This window comes from Sulfuriferula sp. AH1 (assembly GCF_002162035.1).
GTDB lineage: Bacteria > Pseudomonadota > Gammaproteobacteria > Burkholderiales > Sulfuriferulaceae > Sulfuriferula.
Genome location: NZ_CP021138.1, coordinates 1,344,291 through 1,362,480 on the forward strand (window position 1 = coordinate 1,344,291; position 18,190 = coordinate 1,362,480).

General features: G+C 55.0%; 21 protein-coding genes. 12 read left to right on the top strand and 9 right to left on the bottom strand.

Annotated elements, in window-relative coordinates:
• The first annotated feature begins 8 nt into the window (after positions 1-8).
• From CAP31_RS06840 to CAP31_RS06850, 3 genes are all read left to right on the top strand, one after another.
• Complete coding sequence (locus CAP31_RS06840; protein WP_087446849.1) at positions 9-395, top strand: glutathione S-transferase N-terminal domain-containing protein; 387 nt, start codon at positions 9-11, stop codon at positions 393-395.
• A gap of 174 nt (positions 396-569) precedes the next feature.
• On the top strand, positions 570-869 hold the full coding sequence (locus tag CAP31_RS06845; RefSeq protein ID WP_087446850.1) for a BrnT family toxin: 300 nt from the start codon (positions 570-572) through the stop codon (positions 867-869).
• The gene (locus tag CAP31_RS06850) at positions 853-1,119 is read left to right on the top strand and encodes a BrnA antitoxin family protein (RefSeq protein WP_087446851.1); all 267 of its coding nucleotides are present in this window, start codon (positions 853-855) and stop codon (positions 1,117-1,119) included. Before CAP31_RS06845 ends, CAP31_RS06850 begins: the two co-directional genes overlap by 17 nt.
• 125 nt (positions 1,120-1,244) lie before the next feature.
• Here CAP31_RS06850 and CAP31_RS06855 read toward each other — a convergent pair whose 3' ends face one another.
• From CAP31_RS06855 to CAP31_RS06885, 6 genes are all read right to left on the bottom strand, one after another.
• On the bottom strand, positions 1,245-1,973 hold the full coding sequence (locus CAP31_RS06855) for a hypothetical protein (protein WP_087446852.1): 729 nt from the start codon (positions 1,971-1,973) through the stop codon (positions 1,245-1,247).
• 87 nt (positions 1,974-2,060) lie between these two features.
• A complete protein-coding gene (locus CAP31_RS06860; RefSeq protein WP_087446853.1) occupies positions 2,061-2,474 on the bottom strand; it encodes a GFA family protein in 414 nt (137 codons plus the stop codon).
• A 400-nt stretch (positions 2,475-2,874) separates the two neighbouring features.
• Complete coding sequence (locus CAP31_RS06870; RefSeq protein ID WP_087446855.1) at positions 2,875-3,426, bottom strand: hypothetical protein; 552 nt, start codon at positions 3,424-3,426, stop codon at positions 2,875-2,877.
• Between the two features lie 72 nt (positions 3,427-3,498).
• Positions 3,499-3,804 carry a hypothetical protein gene (locus CAP31_RS06875; RefSeq protein ID WP_087446856.1) on the bottom strand — a complete coding sequence of 102 codons (306 nt, stop codon included), beginning with the start codon at positions 3,802-3,804 and terminating at the stop codon, positions 3,499-3,501.
• A gap of 352 nt (positions 3,805-4,156) precedes the next feature.
• Complete coding sequence (locus CAP31_RS06880; RefSeq protein ID WP_087446857.1) at positions 4,157-4,627, bottom strand: GNAT family N-acetyltransferase; 471 nt, start codon at positions 4,625-4,627, stop codon at positions 4,157-4,159.
• Positions 4,624-5,238 (bottom strand): XRE family transcriptional regulator, encoded by a 615-nt coding sequence (locus CAP31_RS06885; RefSeq protein ID WP_087446858.1) that lies wholly within the window; start codon positions 5,236-5,238, stop codon positions 4,624-4,626. Before CAP31_RS06885 ends, CAP31_RS06880 begins: the two co-directional genes overlap by 4 nt.
• A 148-nt stretch (positions 5,239-5,386) precedes the next feature.
• Between CAP31_RS06885 and purU the strand changes: the two genes are divergently transcribed.
• Genes purU through CAP31_RS06930 form a run of 9 tightly spaced genes read left to right on the top strand, consistent with a single transcriptional unit; the run spans position 5,387 to position 15,657 of the window.
• Positions 5,387-6,247: a formyltetrahydrofolate deformylase gene (gene purU / locus CAP31_RS06890; RefSeq protein WP_087446859.1), complete on the top strand. Its 861-nt coding sequence runs from the start codon at positions 5,387-5,389 to the stop codon at positions 6,245-6,247.
• A gap of 10 nt (positions 6,248-6,257) precedes the next feature.
• Positions 6,258-7,499 (top strand): FAD-dependent oxidoreductase, encoded by a 1,242-nt coding sequence (locus CAP31_RS06895; protein ID WP_087446860.1) that lies wholly within the window; start codon positions 6,258-6,260, stop codon positions 7,497-7,499.
• A gap of 2 nt (positions 7,500-7,501) precedes the next feature.
• Positions 7,502-7,777, top strand: coding sequence for a sarcosine oxidase subunit delta (locus tag CAP31_RS06900; protein WP_087446861.1), 276 nt, complete (start codon positions 7,502-7,504; stop codon positions 7,775-7,777).
• A complete protein-coding gene (locus CAP31_RS06905; RefSeq protein WP_087446862.1) occupies positions 7,774-10,692 on the top strand; it encodes a 2Fe-2S iron-sulfur cluster-binding protein in 2,919 nt (972 codons plus the stop codon). Before CAP31_RS06900 ends, CAP31_RS06905 begins: the two co-directional genes overlap by 4 nt.
• Positions 10,689-11,351 carry a hypothetical protein gene (locus CAP31_RS06910; protein ID WP_087446863.1) on the top strand — a complete coding sequence of 221 codons (663 nt, stop codon included), beginning with the start codon at positions 10,689-10,691 and terminating at the stop codon, positions 11,349-11,351. The genes CAP31_RS06905 and CAP31_RS06910 overlap by 4 nt, the downstream gene beginning before the upstream one ends.
• A 2-nt stretch (positions 11,352-11,353) precedes the next feature.
• The gene (gene glnT, locus CAP31_RS06915) at positions 11,354-12,682 is read left to right on the top strand and encodes a type III glutamate--ammonia ligase (RefSeq protein WP_087446864.1); all 1,329 of its coding nucleotides are present in this window, start codon (positions 11,354-11,356) and stop codon (positions 12,680-12,682) included.
• Between the two features lie 33 nt (positions 12,683-12,715).
• Positions 12,716-13,609, top strand: coding sequence for a hypothetical protein (locus CAP31_RS06920; RefSeq protein WP_087446865.1), 894 nt, complete (start codon positions 12,716-12,718; stop codon positions 13,607-13,609).
• Positions 13,597-14,286, top strand: coding sequence for a protein glxC (locus CAP31_RS06925; RefSeq protein ID WP_087446866.1), 690 nt, complete (start codon positions 13,597-13,599; stop codon positions 14,284-14,286). The genes CAP31_RS06920 and CAP31_RS06925 overlap by 13 nt, the downstream gene beginning before the upstream one ends.
• A 15-nt stretch (positions 14,287-14,301) precedes the next feature.
• Complete coding sequence (locus CAP31_RS06930; protein ID WP_087446867.1) at positions 14,302-15,657, top strand: FMN-binding glutamate synthase family protein; 1,356 nt, start codon at positions 14,302-14,304, stop codon at positions 15,655-15,657.
• 279 nt (positions 15,658-15,936) lie between these two features.
• Here the strand turns inward: CAP31_RS06930 and CAP31_RS06935 are convergent, their stop codons facing one another.
• The 3 genes from CAP31_RS06935 to CAP31_RS15150 all read right to left on the bottom strand — a co-directional run bounded on the left by CAP31_RS06935 (position 15,937) and on the right by CAP31_RS15150 (position 18,067).
• Positions 15,937-16,620 carry a hypothetical protein gene (locus CAP31_RS06935; protein ID WP_157662686.1) on the bottom strand — a complete coding sequence of 228 codons (684 nt, stop codon included), beginning with the start codon at positions 16,618-16,620 and terminating at the stop codon, positions 15,937-15,939.
• A gap of 95 nt (positions 16,621-16,715) precedes the next feature.
• A complete protein-coding gene (locus tag CAP31_RS06940; RefSeq protein ID WP_157662687.1) occupies positions 16,716-17,915 on the bottom strand; it encodes a hypothetical protein in 1,200 nt (399 codons plus the stop codon).
• A 26-nt stretch (positions 17,916-17,941) separates the two neighbouring features.
• On the bottom strand, positions 17,942-18,067 hold the full coding sequence (locus CAP31_RS15150) for a hypothetical protein (protein WP_255377131.1): 126 nt from the start codon (positions 18,065-18,067) through the stop codon (positions 17,942-17,944).
• Positions 18,068-18,190: the final 123 nt, after the last annotated feature.

Sequence of the window (18,190 nt, forward strand, 5' to 3'; positions counted from 1 at the left end):
AATTCCAAATGAAATCGTTGTTTAAAATATTCTTCAAAACGCTCCGCATCGTGCTGACTCCGTTCATGCTGCTGTGGGAAAAAGCGACCACGCCAAAAGGTGTTGTTCGTCCCTCTCAGGCTCAGCAACTCGTTGACCAGCAATGCAAAAATCTGGCGCTCTACCAATTCAAAACTTGCCCGTTCTGCATCAAGGTCCGGCGCGAGCTTGGCTGCCTGTCGCTGAATGTCTCTTTGCTGGATGCGCAAAACCACCCGCAAAACCGCGAAGCACTATTGCAGGGCGGCGGTCAGGTCAAGGTGCCTTGCTTGAAGATTACGGATGAAAAGGGCGGCGTGCAGTGGATGTATGAATCAGCGGACATCATCCAGTATCTTCATAAGAAGTTTGCCTGAATTTGCAGATCAGTATCTGCTGTGCTTGGGTGAAAGTTTGAGTTAACGCAGTGAAGTGCCGTCATGCGCATTATTTCCTGAACTAGATATTGCTAATCAATTACTTAATGGGATTTATAGTGCCGAAATATGAGTTATCTTGCTTTGTTCTGTATATTGCGATAATATACATGCATGATTGATCTGACCAAGATTACCCATTTTGAGTGGGACGATGGCAATGCTCGCAAGAACGATAAGCATGGCGTTTCAATGGCTGAATCAGAACAGGTATTTTTCAATGCGCCACTTCTGATGATTGCCGATATCAAGCATAGTCAGGATGAGTCGCGCTATCATGCATTGGGTAAAACAGATGAAGGGCGAACTTTGCACATCACTTTTACCCTAAGAAATGAGGGGACAAGTATCCGCGTAATTTCAGCCAGGGATATGCACAGAAAGGAGCGAACAATTTATGAGCAAGTTACTTAAAACAGTTCCAAAATTTGCCAATGAGGCGGAAGAGCGGCTTTTCTGGGACACACACGACTCCACTGAATATCTTGACTGGACCAAAGCGCAAAGCGTTGTATTGCCAAATTTGAAGCCGACAACCAAAACGATTTCATTACGCTTGCCTCAGCACCTGCTCGATTCCATCAAGGCCGCTGCAAATGCACGTGATGTGCCTTATCAATCATTGATCAAGGTGTGGTTACAAGAAAAATTGCATAATCATTGATTGGATTCAAGAGAGGTAAGGGGGTACGAGTTTTACATTCAATTGTTGGAATGTTAGAACTGATCCCGCAACCTGAGCGACCCCGCTCGAATGCTGGGTTAGGACGGTTCAATCGCACAAACTGATCATTGGTGACCTCTTTCTTTGCTGGCGAAAAAAACCTCCTCTATCGTGAGGCTATCCCTTAAAAGGGCTCGCAGGGACTCTCTGGCCTGTTTCAATAAAGCGTTCTGATGCCTAATCATTGAGGCAAGCTCTGTGGCCGCTTGTGGCTCAATGAATGTGATATCCACGGAATTGAAGTCGTTGAAGTAATCGAAAACGCCTTCAGGCCAATAATATCTTTCTCCGCGCTTATGTTTTTGAGTGCACACATCATAGATGCTTTGAAAGTCAGTCGAGAGGATTATTGCGTTTGGCACTTCTACCGTAATTTTTGGCTTATCGCTAGCAGTAGATACTTGAATTGAGCAAGACAGGAAGCTCAGAAAGTTTCCTTTGCCTGTTTCAAGGAAATTTAGGCAGTTTGCTAGAATTGGATCAAGGATTAAAAGTGCGTCATGAAGTTCATCGCTAAGTTCCGCAAAGGTGTATGAGGCAGCATCAATTGCTTGGGCTTTGCTTTTGATAGCAATATGCAAGGCCTCACTTGTGTCGACACCTTTGCTGAAGCGATCAAATATCTCCAAGAATTGATCTGTGACCTCATCTAGTTGCACCGTTGCGAAGTAGAGCTTCGTTAATGCTTGAGCTATGCTGCGGCGCTTATCAAATGGAAGTGCTAGCAGCTTGGATGCTGCTTTGACAACAATCGCTGTGATGGTCTTGCCTATCAAGCCTTCGCCGGTGAGCATATGGCCTCCCAATGATTTTGTAACGTAAAGTTGAGGGACGCCACACTTTCGCGGCGTCCCGCTCGAACGACAGGTTATGCACTATTGTTAGCTTTGTGCAGTCCCTTGCTTTTTAGGTAGCTCTGGGTTCATAAAGTCCCAAGGTGCAACACTACCTACATAGAAATCTAACTTTGGAACATAATTCGATGGGTCATCTAAAGTTCCAGCCTTTATACCCAGCACTCCTGGCATATTGCTGAACCGAGCGAACAATTGAGAACCACAATTCGGGCAGAAACCTCTTTTGTGCATATTTCCGCTGTCTGCCTGAGATTCGAAATATTTTACTTCACCTGAAACAGCAACATCTTTTTCAGGGAAAATCATCGCTGGAATGAATGCACTGCCTGATGATCTTTGACAGTCTTTGCAAAGACAATTTCCAGTAAATATTGGCTCAGTATCAACTGAATAGCTGATCTCCCCACAAAGACACTGCCCAGAATACTTTGCATTCATAAAAGACTCCTATCTGATAATGGGTGCATAACGTAGAGCTAACCGGCGGCGCTTTAGCGCCGTCCAGCGACCGGAGGGAGCGAGGTTGAGCGCCGAGTTAGAGCGCGATGCAGTTGGCGAGTTTAGGAATGATTTATCCACGCGAAGATTTCGACTATGAGAATGATCGTTAGAGTTCCACCAAACAAACTCACAAGGGGCTGGCTGGTGTCGCCAATCTTTGGCTTGCACCGCCCGAACGTAATGATTGCGAGATAAACCCTCCCAAGTTGAAAGGCCACGACTTCGGATAAAAAATCAAAAACGGCATCAAGCATCTTGGGTTGCGCTCTAACGTAGAGCTAACCGGCGGCGCTTTAGCGCCGTCCAGCGACCGAAGGGAGCGAGGTTGAGCGCCGGGTTAGCCACCTTTCGCCTCCAGGGTGAACTGAGTCCTAAGCTGCAAGCTGGTGTTTCTATTTACGTCGTGGATGCCTACTTCAACTACCCACTTGCCAAGTGGATCGCTTTTCTCTCCCACAAAATGGATGACCGCGGGAGACAGACGAATGTTGTTTGGGTTTCCTAGTACCTTGCCCTTCATGCACGGAATGTTCTTTTCATCTACGGAAACGGTGCCATTAGGTCGGGTGGTTTTGATGCTGCATAAGACGTTCGTATCGCCGTTGCCGTCAGCTTTCGGGTTAACGAAGAAGGTAAGTATCACAAGTTCCTCACCGACCTTTACAGTCTTCGCCTCTCTGAAATAGGGAATGGTGTCGGGTGGCGTATTCCATTTTCGCTCCCAATCAGTATCTGGCGTAACCAAAAGCATGCCCGCAAAATCGTTTTTAGTCTTCCGAAACTCAGTATCTGGCCATTTGCTTCTGTCAGGGCCGAGCCAAACGTTGTCGGCACCGATGACATGAAAAGATGCGAAGGCCAGTACAAATAGAAGAAGCTTGCTCATCATGTATAGGTGACTAACGTAAAGTTAAGGGGCGGCGCGCTTTTGCGGCGTCCCGCTTGAACGACGGGTTGGGCATTAAATATCTCCTTTATTTCGTGAGATAAGCCCCCAGAGTTCATTGTTATCAGATGCTTCAAATTTAACTGCACCAGCACGAACTAGAATTTTTCGAAGCTCATCATCTTCGAAGCCACCAATGCGCTTTTTAATTTCAGTAAAACTTCTTTTTTCCCATTTTTCATTTTGGAGCAGTAAATTTACAGCTTGCTCGGCCATAAATTCGGTACGAAGCTCAGCTTTCAGTTTGCGCTCTTGAATGGCGAAAGTGATGACGCCAGTAACAATGGCTGTAATAGCGGAAGTTAGTATGGTTGTTAACATTTGAGGTACTCCGTCACAATAACGCCCAACGTTTAATAAGCACCGATTTCGGTACCTATTTTATTGAGTAAATCGGTGTATAACACAGCCACTCCCTATAAATTTTTCAGCTTAAATATATCTGTTGTGATTTGAAAATCAATTATTATCAATAATATAAATGAACTTCATGAACCATATTGTGAATATTGTTTTGCGCTGATCAAGTTAATTGGAAAATACAAACACACCTGTTTTCCGACCTTTCAAAACTACTCGATCAGTTCACCAACCTCATTAGGATCAAGCATTGCAGTATCTGCACGGAAAAGCAATATGGACAGTGGATTAAACGCGATATTTTGCTTCACGTTTAGCAATCGACTTTTACCAACCCCAACCGATGCGCAACCAATCTGGTCTTCTTCCAACCCGCTCGCTGATAAAAATCCAGCGCCGGGATGTTATCCATATCGGCCAGCAGTTGCGCGCGCGTAGCGCCTTTGCTCGCGGCCCAGTCCAGTACGCTGGCTAGCAGCGCCGAGCCGATGCCGTGCTGGCGGTAATTGGCATCTACCACTACATCTTCTATCCAGGCGGAATACGCGCCTTCTGCGGTCGATACCACCAGTTGCGCGCTGGCCATGCCGATGACTGCGCCGTCGGTATGTCTGGCGACGGCGATATAGGCCATGCCGGGTTGCTGCAATAGCAGTTCCAGCCCCTGGTGCTGCGCGGCGTGGTCGGGGGTGAAGTCCTGCTCGATGGTGAACAGCGCATCGAGCAGTGTGATCAGTGCCGGTATGTCTTCATGCCGGGCGGCCTGGATCGTGTACGCATTCATCTGTAATCGGCTTGCGGGGTAGGGTAGATGGTGATGGAAAGGAAGCGGATCGGCAGCTCGACCAGCTGTTCCGGGCCGTGGGGGACTTCGCCGCGGAAGGTGAGCGAGTCGCCCGGCTCCAGCATATAGGTCTGCTGGCCGTGGCGGTATTCGATCTTGCCTTGCAGCATGTAGATGAACTCGGTGCCGGGATGCTCGAAGGTGGGGAATACTTCCGAGGCGTCGTCCATGGAGATCAGGAACGGCTCGAACAGCTTGGTCGGCCCCTGATCGTACGCAAGCAACTGGTAGGTGTGGCCGTGCTTGGTGCCGCGCCGTACTACCTGCATGCCTTTGTCATTCTTGATGTGCTGTGCGCCGCCTTCGGGAATATTGTAGCCCTTGAACAGCGTGGACAGCGATATCCCCAGCGCCTGTGCGAGCTTGGACAGGGTGTCCAGGCTGGTGGCAGTCTGGCCGTTTTCGATCTTGGACAGCATGCCGCGGCTGATCCCGGCGCGCTCGGCGATGTCGGCGATGGTCAGGCCGTGCTTCTGCCGCAAGTCGCGGATGGCGTTGCCCAGATAGCGTTCCAGTTCGTTATCGGGGTTGTGATCTTCTCTTTTCTCCATGCTGCACTCCATGTTTATTTTGACTAGATTTGATTATCGCATAATTGATAATTAATTATGAATTATTGTTGACTTGTGTGAATCATGTATGCACAATATTCACTAATGTTTCATTTAGTGAATCTTTTGGGAAGCACATAAAGTCATCATGCCCAACGCACGACGCTATACGTTAAGCCTTTCCTGTCCTGACCGCACGGGCATTGTAGCCGCTGTCAGCAGCTTTATCGCAGCCAGCAACGGCTGGATAGTCGAAGCCAATCACCACGCCGATGCCGCTAGCCGGCATTTCTTCATGCGCCAGGAGATACTGGCCGATTCCTTGCCGTTTGATATCACGCAGTTCAGGGTTTTGTTCGCGCCCATTGCCGCGCAATTCGACATGCAGTGGCGCATCACCGATTCGGCTGTGAAGAAGCGCGTGGTGCTGCTGGTGTCGAAACAGGAGCATTGCCTCTACGACATACTGTCGCGCTGGCAGAGCAACGATCTGGATGTGGATATCCCGTGCGTGATCTCCAATCACGAGACCTTGCGCGGCTTTGTCGAGTGGCACGGGATTCCGTTCCATTACGTGCCGGTGACCGCGGCAACCAAGGACGATGCCTACGCCGAAATCGCACAGCTGTTCGACGCAGCCCGCGGCGACGTGATGGTGCTGGCGCGCTACATGCAGATACTCACCCCGGCGCTGTGCCAGCGTTATGCAGGGCGCATTATCAATATCCACCATTCCTTCCTGCCCAGCTTTATCGGCGCAAAACCCTACCATCAGGCGTTCGAACGCGGGGTGAAGCTGATCGGCGCGACCTGCCATTACGTGACCGAGGATCTCGATCAGGGCCAGATCATCGAGCAGGATGTGATACGCATCAACCATTCCGATCAGGTCGACGATCTTGTGCGCTACGGCAAGGATATCGAGAAAGCGGTGCTGGCACGCGGTTTGCGTTACCACCTGGAAGACCGTGCGCTGGTGCATGGCAATAAAACCGTGATTTTCAAATAAAGGATTAACGATGCCCTGGCGACTGTTACGTTTTGCGCTGTCGAAAAAGCATCCCGAGCCGCGGATGTTTACGCAGCCCGACAAGCTCAAAACCAGCTACGACGCGGTGATAATCGGCGGCGGCGGGCACGGCCTGGCGGCGGCGTATTATCTGGCCCGCGACCACGGCATGAACAATATCGCCGTGCTCGAGAAAGGCTACATCGGCGGCGGCAATACCGGGCGGAATACCACCATCATCCGTTCCAATTACCTGACCCCGGAAGGCGTCAAGTTCTACGATGCGTCGGTCGATCTGTGGAAAGACCTGTCGCAGGATTTCGACCTCAATCTGTTCTATTCGACCCGCGGCCATTACACGCTGGCGCACACCGATGCGGCCATGCGCACCATGCGCTGGCGCGCCGAGGTGAACAAGCATTACGGCGTCGATTCCGAAGTGGTCGGCCCGGAGGAAATACGCAAGGCCAGCCCGCAAATCGACCTCAGTTGCGGCGGTCATGCACCCATTCTGGGCGCGCTGTATCACGCGCCGGGCGCGATTGCCCGCCATGATGCGGTAGCGTGGGGTTACGGGCGCGGTGCGGGCATGCGCGGGGTGGAAATCCACCAGCAGACTCAGGTCACCGGAATAGACGTGCAGGGCGGCAAAGTGTGCGGCGTGCATACCGACAAAGGTTACATTTCTACCCCTAAAGTATTGTGCGCGGTGGCAGGCTCCACTCCGCGCATCACCGACATGGTCGGGCTGCGCACGCCGATCTATATCCACCCGCTGCAGGCCATGGTCAGCGAGCCGATGAAACCCTGGCTGAACCCGATACTGGTGTCGGGTAGCCTGCACATCTACGTCAGCCAGAGCGCGCGCGGCGAGCTGGTGATGGGCGCGTCGCTCGATCCGTACGAGCTGCATTCCACGCGTTCCACGCTGGATTTCGTCGAAGGCTTGTCCGCGCACATGCTCGACATGTTCCCGTTCCTGTCGCACGTCAAGGTGGTGCGGCAATGGGCAGGCATGGCCGACATGACGCCGGATTTCGCGCCGATCATGGGCAAGACGCCGGTGGAAGGTTTTTATCTCGATGCAGGCTGGGGCACCTGGGGATTCAAGGCCACGCCGATCTCCGGCAAGACCATGGCGTACACCCTGGCCAACGACCGCAACCATGAACTTATCGACGGCTTTTCCCTGTCCCGTTTCGCGCAATATGCGCTGACGGGGGAGAAGGGCGCCGCATCCGTGGGGCATTAACCATGAAAATTCTGACCTGCCCGATCAACGGCCCGCGCCCCATCAGCGAATTTACCTACGGCGGCGAATATCGTCCCATGCCTGACCCGCACGCGGCGAGCGATGTCGCATGGGCCGATTACGTGTTCAACCGCAACGGCGGACCGGGCATGAAGTGGGAATGGTGGTGCCATACGCCTTCGACCACCTGGTTCATCGCCGAGCGCGACACCGTGCGCGATGTGGTGATGCGCAGCTTTCTGTTCGACGATATCAGTAAACAAGGCGGTGCAGCGTGAGGCTTAAGGCGATACAGGGCGAATGGATAGACCGCAGCAGCGAGGTCGAATTCGAGTTTGAAGGCAACACCTGTCGCGGCTATCGCGGCGATACCATCAGCAGTGCGTTATGGGCAGCCGATGTGCGTCTGCTCGGCCGCAGTTTCAAGTATCACCGCCCGCGCGGCATCCTGTCGCTGGCCAATCACGACATCAATGCGCTGATGCAGGCCGGACAACGGCTCAACGTGCGCGCCGACGTGGAACCATTGGCTGCGCAACAGCAACTGACCAGCGTCAATACCTTTGGCGGCTTGCAAACTGATTCCGGGCGCTGGCTGAATCATCTGGCGAAATTCCTGCCGGTCGGTTTTTACTACAAGGCTTTCCACACCAAGGCGCTGTTTCCGCTATGGGAGCGGCTGTTCCGGCGACTGACCGGGCTGGGCAGGCTGGATTTCGATACGCCGCATTTGTGCACGCCGAAGGATTACGGGTTCTGCGATGTGCTGGTGATCGGTGCCGGGCCATCCGGGCTGAGTGCGGCACTGGCTGCGGCCGATGCGGGCGCCGAAGTGGTGATCGTCGATGAGAATGCCCGTGCTGGCGGCTCGGCTGCTTATCAGCGCGGCGGCAAGGTTGAGCGTTACCAGCGCGTTAACGAGTTGCTGAATTCGGTGGTCAGGCATCCGCGCATCCGCCTGCTCACCAGCACGGTCGCGGCGGCTTATTATGCCGATCACTGGGTACCTCTGGTCGACGAGCAGAAGATGACCAAGATGCGTGCGAAAAGCGTGGTAGTGGCCGCGGGCGCATTCGAGCAGCCGGCGGTGTTCCGCAATAACGATTTCCCCGGCGTGATGCTGGCTTCTGCCGCACAGCGTCTGATCTATCGTTATGCCGTGCAGCCTGTACGCTGTGCGGTAGTGCTGGCCGCCAATGCCGACGGCTACCGCGCTGCGCTGGATCTGGCCGTAAATGGCATCAGAATCGCCGCACTGGTCGATTTGCGCGGAAAACAGGCGTTGTCACAACTGGCTGACGCAGTACAGGCATGCGGCATCACCATATTCCATGCGCATTGCGTGCTGGAGGCGGAAGCCTCTGCCGACGGTAACGGCGTGGCTGCCGCCATCATTGCGCCGTTCGATGCAGAAGGTAATGCAGACACTGCATCGACGCTGCGCATTCCCTGCGACGGCATCGTCATGAGCGTGGGCTGGGCGCCGACGGCCAATCTGCTGTATCAGGCGGGTACGCGGATGCATTTCAGCGACGCAGTGCAGCAATTCATACCCGCGCAGCTGCCTGACGGCGTGTTCGCCTGCGGCCGGGTGAACGGCATATACGACATCACGCAAAAATACCGGGACGGCGAGCGTGCCGGGCGCGATGCAGCGGCACACGCGGGTTATGCAAGCGCGACGGCATCTCCGCAAATTGCGGCCGAAACCGAATCGCCGTCGCATGCGTGGCCCATCGTGGCCCATCCGAAAGACAAGAATTTCATCGATTTCGACGAGGACCTGCAGCTCAGGGACTTTGAGAACGCAATTCAGGAAGGCTTTGATAATATTGAATTATTGAAACGCTATACCACGGTCGGCATGGGCCCGTCGCAAGGCAAGCATTCGAACATGAACGCCTTGCGCGTGCTGGCGCGGCTGACCGGCAAATCACCGGGGCAGGTCGGCACCACGACGGCACGTCCGTTTTTCCATCCGGTGCCGCTGTCGCATCTTGCCGGTCGCGGATTCACGCCGGAGCGGCTGACACCGCTGCATCAGCAGCACCGGCAGCTCGGTGCGGTATTCATGCCCGCCGGCATCTGGCAGCGCCCCGAGTATTACGCCCAGCCCGGCAAGACGCGCAGCGAATGCATACAGGGCGAAGTGGCTGCCGTGCGCAACCAGGTCGGCATCATCGACGTCGGCACACTGGGCAAGATCGAGATTTACGGCCCGGATGCGGCCGAATTTCTGGAGCGTGTCTATATCAGCCGTTACGCCAATCTCAAGGTGGGCATGACCCGCTACGCGGTGATGTGCGACGAGTCGGGAGTAATCATCGACGACGGCGTGGTGGCGCGGCTGGGGGAGCAGCATTTCTACTTCACTACCACGACTTCCGGCGCGGCACCCATCTACCGCGAGCTGACCCGGCTGAATACCTTATGGCAGCTCGATTGCGGACTGGTGAATCTGACCGGCGCGATGGCGGCAGTGAACCTTGCCGGACCGCAGGCTGCCGAAGTGCTGGCGCCGCTGACCGGGCTGGATCTGGCGTTGATCGAATTTCCGTACATGGCGATCCGCGAGGCGACGATAGCCGGTATCCCGGCACGGCTGATGCGCGTCGGTTTCGTCGGCGAGCTGGGTTACGAAATCCATGTGCCGGCAGCGTATGCCGATGCGCTGTGGCAAGCCTTGTGGCAAAGCGGCCAGCCACAGGGTATCCGCGCCTTCGGCGTGGAAGCGCAGCGTCTGCTGCGCCTGGAAAAGGGCCACATCATCATTGGCCAGGATACCGACGGTCTGACCACGCCGCTGCAAGCGGGTCTCAACTGGGCGCTGAAGATGGACAAGCCGTTCTTCATCGGTCAGCGCAGTCTGCAGGTCGTTGCGCAGCAGGCGCTACAGCAAAAGCTGGCGGGCTTCGTGCTCGATGCCGGCTACAGCGGTACCGTGCCGCAGGAATGCCATCTGATCATCGAACAGGGCGATATCGCCGGGCGCATCACCAGCATCGCCTGGAGCCCGAGCCTGCAACGCCGCATCGGGCTGGCTTTCGTGCGACCCGATCTGGCGGTTGAAAACGGCGCCATTTCCATCCGCTTAAGCGACGGCAGCATAGTCAGCGCGCGTATTCATCCAACGCCATTCTATGACCCAAAAAATAGCCGTCAACAACATCCTGCCCAGGAGCTAGCCATATGAATGCGTTACGCAAAAGTCCGCTTCACGATGCGATCGCTGCGCTGCAACCGGAATGGGGCATGCACAACGGCATGCCGGCCGCGTTGCAGTTCGATCAGGGCGACAGTCAGCGTATGGCTGCGCTGGGTATCGCCGATGTGTCCTGTTTGTGGCGTTGCGGTCTCAAGGGTCCGCGCAGCATGGCCTGGCTGACAGAGCAGGGGGTCGCCGTTCCCGCGGTGAATAGCTGGACGCCGCTAGCCAATGGCGGATTGATTGCGCGACTGGGTAACAGCGAATTCCTGCTCGAGGACAGCCCTGGCGGCAGCACCGCGCAGCGCATGCAAAGCCTGCTCGCCGATCGGCCGCATGGCGTCTACCCGGTACTGCGTCAGGATGCCGCGCTGCTGCTGACCGGCGCCGGGCTGCACCCGCTGCTGCGGCAAACCTGCAGCTTCAATTTCATGACACTAGACACGGCAGTCCGGCCGGTGGTGCTGACCACGATGGTCGGCGTGGTGGTGATCGTACTGCCGCAACAGATGCCCGATGGGATGCATTACCGGATCTGGTGCGACGGTACTTACGGCGAATATTTATGGCGCACGCTGCTGGACATAGCCCGCGAGCTGGACGGCGGCGTAACCGGTTTGAATCACTTGATACTCGAAGGGAAATAGCAATGAACTTAGTAGAGGCAAAGGCATTTTTTGAAACGCATCAGATCAAATTCGTACTGGCGCAATTCGTCGATATCCACGGCGCGGCCAAAACCAAAGCGGTGCCGGTGAATCATTTCGAAGACATCCTCAAGCAGGGTGCCGGTTTTGCCGGTTTTGCGATCTGGGGGCTGGGCATAGCGCCGCACGGCCCGGATTACATGGCAGTCGGCGATATCGGCACGCTGTCGCTGGTGCCCTGGCAGCCGGGTTTTGCCCGCATCGTCTGTAACGGTCACGTCAATAAACAGCCGTATGAATACGATTCCCGCGTGGTGTTGCTAAAACAGATAGCACGCCTCAAGCAGCACGGTTGGATATTGAATACCGGGCTGGAGCCGGAGTTTTCACTGCTGAAGCGCGACGAGCAGGGCGCCATTCACCCGTTTGACGACAGCGATACGCTGGCCAAGCCGTGTTACGACTACAAGAGCCTGACGCGCAGCAGCGCCTATCTGGAAAAGCTGGTGGCGGCATTGCAGGCGGTCGATATCGACGTGTTCCAGATTGATCACGAAGATGCCAACGGCCAGTTCGAAGTCAATTACACGTATAGCGATTGTCTGAAATCGGCAGACAATTTCGTCATGTTCAAGATGGCGGCGTCCGAGATCGCCAACGAAATGGGCCTGATCTGCTCGTTCATGCCCAAGCCGTTCGCCAACCGTCCGGGTAACGGCATGCATATGCACATGTCGCTGTCGGACGGTCAGCGCAATCTGTTCGCCGATGCAGCAGACCCGCGTCAATTGGGCTTGTCGAAGCTGGCCTATCATTTCCTCGGCGGCCTGCTTGCCCATGCTCCGGCGATTACCGCAATATGCGCGCCGACCGTCAATTCCTACAAGCGTCTGGTGGTAGGGCGTTCATTGACTGGTGCCACCTGGGCGCCGGCTTATATCAGCTACGGCGACAACAATCGCTCCAGCATGGTGCGCATCCCCGGCGACCGTATCGAGCTGCGTCTGCCCGACGGCGCGGCGAATCCGTATCTGGCTGCCGCAGCCATCATCGCCGCCGGACTGGACGGCATAGAACGCGAGCTCGATCCGGGTGATCCGCAAAACATCAATTTGTACGATCTGAGCGCCGAAGAACTGACTGCCAAAGGCATAGGCGTATTGCCGCAAAGCCTGCATGAGGCGGTGACGGCACTGGCGGAGGACGAGATCGTCTGCAATGCGCTGGGGCCGGTGGCGCAGGAATTCATCAAGCTCAAGCGCATGGAATGGATAGAGTACATGCGCCATGTATCCGAGTGGGAAATCAACAGCTATCTCGAATTCTTTTAACCAGCTAGCGCAATATAAGGCAAGGAGAGTGTCATGTGTGGAATTGTAGGATTACTCGTCAAGACTCCGGCGCTGCGCGCACGGCTGGGCGAAATGCTGGTGCCGATGATGGTGGGCATGACCGAACGCGGCCCGGATTCCGCCGGGCTGGCGGTGTTCAGCGCGCCGTTGGCCAACGGGTATAAATACAGCCTGTATTCAAGTACCGCCAGCTTCGACTGGGAAGGTCTGGCGCAGCAGATGTTTGCGCACCTGCGTGTGCCTGCGCAGTGCGAAGGTCACGGCAATCATGCGTTGCTGGTGACCGGGCTGGCACCTGCGGCGGTCAGGCAATGGCTCAGGGAAAATTTCCCGGCGCTGCATGTATTGTCGTGTGGCCGCGCCATCGACCTGTACAAGGATATCGGCACGCCTGGCGAAGTGGCGCAGCGTTACGATTTCGCCAGCTTGCACGGCAGCCATGCGGTCGGGCATACGCGCATGGCGACCGAATCGGCGGTTACTCCGGACCGCGCCCATCCGTTCACCGCCGGCGAGGATTTCTGCCTGGTGCATAACGGCTCGCTATCGAATCCGTATGGGCTGCGGCGCAAGCTGGAAACTGAAGGCATCCACTTCGAAACCGACAACGATACCGAAGCCGCCTGCCGCTTTCTGGAGTGGCGCATGCGCGAAGGCGATGTACTGGAAACCGCGATACAGAAAGGTTTCGAGGAGCTCGATGGCTTTTATACCTTCCTTATCGGCACCGAAAACAAGCTGGCGCTGGTGCGCGACCCTTTCGCCTGCAAACCCGCCATCGTCGCCGAGACCGGAGATTACGTGGCCATCGCTTCCGAATTCCGCTCGCTGGCGCATCTGCCGGATGTGAAAAACGCCCGCATTTACGAACCTAATCCGGAGGAAATGTACGTATGGACAGCCTGAGTTTTGATCTGGCGGCAACGCCATTGCGCGATCTCAACCGTTTTCTGCATAAGGAAGCCGTGGCGCAGGGAGTCAGGCAGGTGACTGTGCTGCACCCGGATGGCGCGCACAACATTGCCGTCGGCCTCAATGCGCCGGTCGCGGTCGAGATCGAAGGACATGCCGGCTATTACGCCGCCGGCATGCTCAAGCTCGGCGAGGTCACCATCCACGGCAATGCCGGTACTGGTGTGGCCGAAAACATGATGTCGGGCAAAGTGCATGTCAAGGGCTTTGCCTCGGTGTCAGCAGGTGCGTCCGCGCATGGCGGGTTGCTGGTGGTGGACGGCGATACCTCGCTACGTTGCGGTATTTCATTGAAGGGCGGCGATATCGTCGTCGGCGGTTCGGTCGGCAGTTTTTCCGGTTTCATGGCGCAGGCCGGGCGCATGGTGATCTGCGGCAATGCCGGCGATGCCTTGGGCGATTCGCTGTACGAGGCGGTGATTTACGTGCGCGGCAGGATCAAGTCGCTGGGTGCGGATGCGCGTATCGAGGAGATGACGGAGAGCGATTATCAGGCAGTCGGCGAGCTGCTGGCGGCTGCCGGGTTCAGCTACGACCCGCATGAATTCAAGCGCGTTGCTTCCGCAAAAAGCCTGTACCACTGGAATGCGGATGCCAACCAGGAATATTAAATCAGGAGCAGCAAAATGAACGACAACGAACACATACTCAAGCATATCGCCAAGGAAGCCAGCGCCGGTTACGACCGCAAAATCATGGACTATATCCACAATGCGGCTACTCATGGCTTGTATGAGATCCGCGGCATGGGCGCCAAGCGCGCGCTACCGAATTTCGATGATCTGGTGCTGCTTGGCGCATCATTGTCGCGCTATCCGCTGGAAGGCTATCGGGAAAAATGCGCGACTAAAACAATATTGGGCACGCGTTTTGCCAGCAAGCCGATCGAGCTGGAAATACCCATCACTATCGCCGGCATGAGTTTCGGCGCGCTGTCTGCCAACGTCAAGGAATCGCTGGGCCGCGCCGCGACCGAGCTGGGCACTTCGACCACGACCGGCGACGGCGGCATGACCGCCGAAGAGCGCCAGTCGTCGAAAACGCTGGTGTATCAATGCCTGCCGTCGCGTTACGGCTTTAACCCGGATGACGTGCGCCGTGCCGATGCGATAGAAATCGTCATCGGGCAGGGCGCCAAACCGGGCGGCGGCGGCATGCTGCTGGGACAGAAGATTTCGCCACGCGTTGCCAAGATGCGCACCCTGCCGGAAGGCATCGACCAGCGTTCCGCTTGCCGTCATCCGGACTGGACCGGGCCGGACGATCTGGTCATCAAGATCCAGGAACTGCGCGAGATGACCGACTGGGAAAAACCGATCTACATCAAAGTCGGCGCCACACGCACCTTCCATGACGTCAAGCTCGCCGTCCATGCCGGTGCCGACGTCATCGTGGTGGACGGCATGCAGGGTGGTACCGCTGCCACCCAGACCTGCTTTATCGAACACGTCGGCATTCCGACGCTGGCGGCATTACGCCAGGCCGTCGATGCGCTGGAAGACCTGAACATGAAAGGTAAGGTGCAGCTCATTATTTCCGGCGGGGTGCGCACCGGTGCCGACGTAGCCAAAGCCTTGGCGATGGGTGCAGATGCTGTGGCTATCGGTCAGGGCGTGCTGTATGCGCTGGGCTGCAATCACGACGCGTACACGCTGGACGGCTTGGTACATAGTGCCTGCAATGATTATGCCAATCTGGGTACCGCAGCAGGGTTTTGCCATCACTGCCACACCGGTCGCTGCCCGGTCGGCATCACCACCCAGGACGAACAATTGGCACAACGACTGATGCCCGATCTGGGGGCAAAGCGGTTGAAGAACTACCTGAAAACGCTGAACATGGAACTAACCACGCTGGCGCGCGCCTGCGGCAAGCAGAACGTGCATCATCTGGAACGCGAAGATCTGGCCGCGATGACGATCGAAGCGGCTGCGATGGCACGATTACCACTGGCGGGAACGGACTGGATACCAGGATTCTGAATAATCGATAATCCCCTTGGAAAGAATGCTATTTCTGAGGGGTTGCCGAGGATCGGATGCTGCAGCGATAGAGTAAACCCGTTTACACAAAATCCAGGACACCCTTGATGGGGGACTGCGCGTTGCATGTGGCGTGGCTGGTCGTGTCGACGGTATTGCCTGTATCCATCACCCCCCAAATTGGGTGACACACCGCGCTGTCAGTGAAACTGAATGCACAGCTGGTGATCACGGGTGCTGGTGGTGACGGCATCGGGCAGGTCTACCAAATGTTTTCCGTCATTTAGTTTCCAGCCAGCGGCACTGACGGCTATTGAGCGCTTTGCGGGCAGCGGCAATGGTTTTGAATGGGCTGGGGTTTTCAAGGCAACGATCGTCTTGCTGGATATTGAGTTTGCCGTTCTGTTCGCTAAAGCGAAGTAAGACGGTAGTGATAAATTCCTGAGGAGATTCATTCTTGTCGGCGGGTGCAGCGCTGTCGCTGTAGCCTAGCGTAATCAGCATGGCGTCGGGCACTGCCTTGGCTACTGCCATGGCCTTGACATAGCTGCAACGGGGTTTGCCCACCAACCTGCCCTTGACGCGTACAATATTTATTGGGAAAACTGCATTAACCGAAAGGTCGGGATTGAGCATGAACAGGTGGCAGGTCTGTTGGCGCTCATTTATCCAATTACAATTATCAGCAAGGGGATTGTCAGAATCGTGCTTGCAATCCGCCAGCGGTACTGGGTCGGAGTTAATGGATGCAAGAGCAGAATAGTATTGGCGGCCATTAAACAGCCATGCAAAATATGCTGAATCTTCGTACATAGCAGTTCCATCTATATTGTATGACGCTTTGAATCCATTGAATCCATCTGGCCATACTGACGTATGCGTATCTACGTAAGGTTTCACAATACGATCTATGACTGGTTCTAATTTATTAAATGCCTGCTTAGGCGTGATTGAACGATCCAATGTCAATTCCGCGTATGATGTTAAAGGCACGCAAGCCATTAGTGAAATGAATGTTACGTATAAATACGTTGCTATTCTCATAAAAATTCCTAATATTAGCTGAATGCGGCATAAGCCAGTTTTGCAAATTTGCGTCGATTAAGTACTGGGCTATCCGTTGTTGGATGTTTGTTATAAGCAGCCAGCTCGCCTGAGTTGACGATATGCGTCACTGCGTCAATGGCAGCGTCGTTCATGCCAGCATCCGCTGCCTGCCAGCAATGCTTGTATACCCAGAACACCACAGCCGATCGGATGGCATAAGGCATTTCGCTGACTTTGTCTGGGTGCGCAATAAAATCAACGTCCTCGCCCCATAATTCTTTGTGCTTTTCTTTAAATTTCTGATAATTGTCCCGCCCCGTAGTCTGCTTCATCCCGCGCCCACGGAAATTCCAGCCGTCGTTGGGTTGCGTCTTGTCATTACCTAAATCAGTGTTTCCCTTTGGCCCATAAACCTTATTCGCAATCACTCGCTGTTGTTCAGTGGTGAGCACGACTTTACTGTTTTCCGTACGGCCATCGGTTTTAGCTTCGTCGTGATGCCGTTTATAATAGCCAAACTTTGCTAGTAGCACCGATGCCTTGTAATTGAAGCTCTCGGGTGCGCCTGATAGTAATGGCCCGGCTTCCTGCTTCACTTGCCCAAAAAAATGTGCCCGCCGTATTGGCGTATCCAGCTTATACCTGGCAAGGTCCGTGTTCAGTTCGTCAGCGATCGCTTGCAAGTGTGCATCGGCTGGTTTCCCGCCTTTGTTTTTTGGAAAAATCTTCCTCAACTGCGCCACCGTAATCTCCCCCGGCACGGCCCGCTCAGGTCTGGCTTGCGGCTGCCCGTTCTCATTTTTGCCCTGATCGGGTTTAATACCCTGATCACCCGCTGGTGATGGCGCAGGGGCGGGCGCGGGTGCAGGTTGATTCGGACGTGGCTTAGTTGGCGGTGCATCGGGTAACGGTTCGGTTTTAGCGGGCACTTTAAATGTTTTGAGCATCTTGCGCACCAGCTTCTTGTGACCGGGCTCGGCGATGACATCGTCCAGTTTCTTCCAGGCTTTTGCCTGGCGTGACCAGACGAAGGTCAGAATGGGGTTGAAACTGCTGGGGGAGAGTTCGATACAATAATTTTGTGCCGTGGTCACGCCGCTTTTCTCATGTCCGTCGTATTTGATCTTGTACTTGACGTCATCCATGCCTTCCAGATAACGGTTTACAAAGCAGATCATAACTTTACCCGGTTTATTCGGATGGCCGAACACATCATCCAGAAAATCCTCCCATAAGTTCATGCCACGCCCTCGGAGAAAATCAGAATGGTAGTTAATGAGAATGTATGCTGGGACAAGTCGCTGCCGCGATAGCCAGCCAGTTTCGCTAGCTCGTGGCTGCGGATGAGGGGAGATTCGGTCATGGGAACCCGATTTGGTATAGTTGTGGGTTAATGGAGGCTACTTTTATTATGGATGGATAATAACTTTATAGGACCAACCCTGTCAATATGCCTGGGTTGTGGTTGGGTCACATTCCCTGAAGG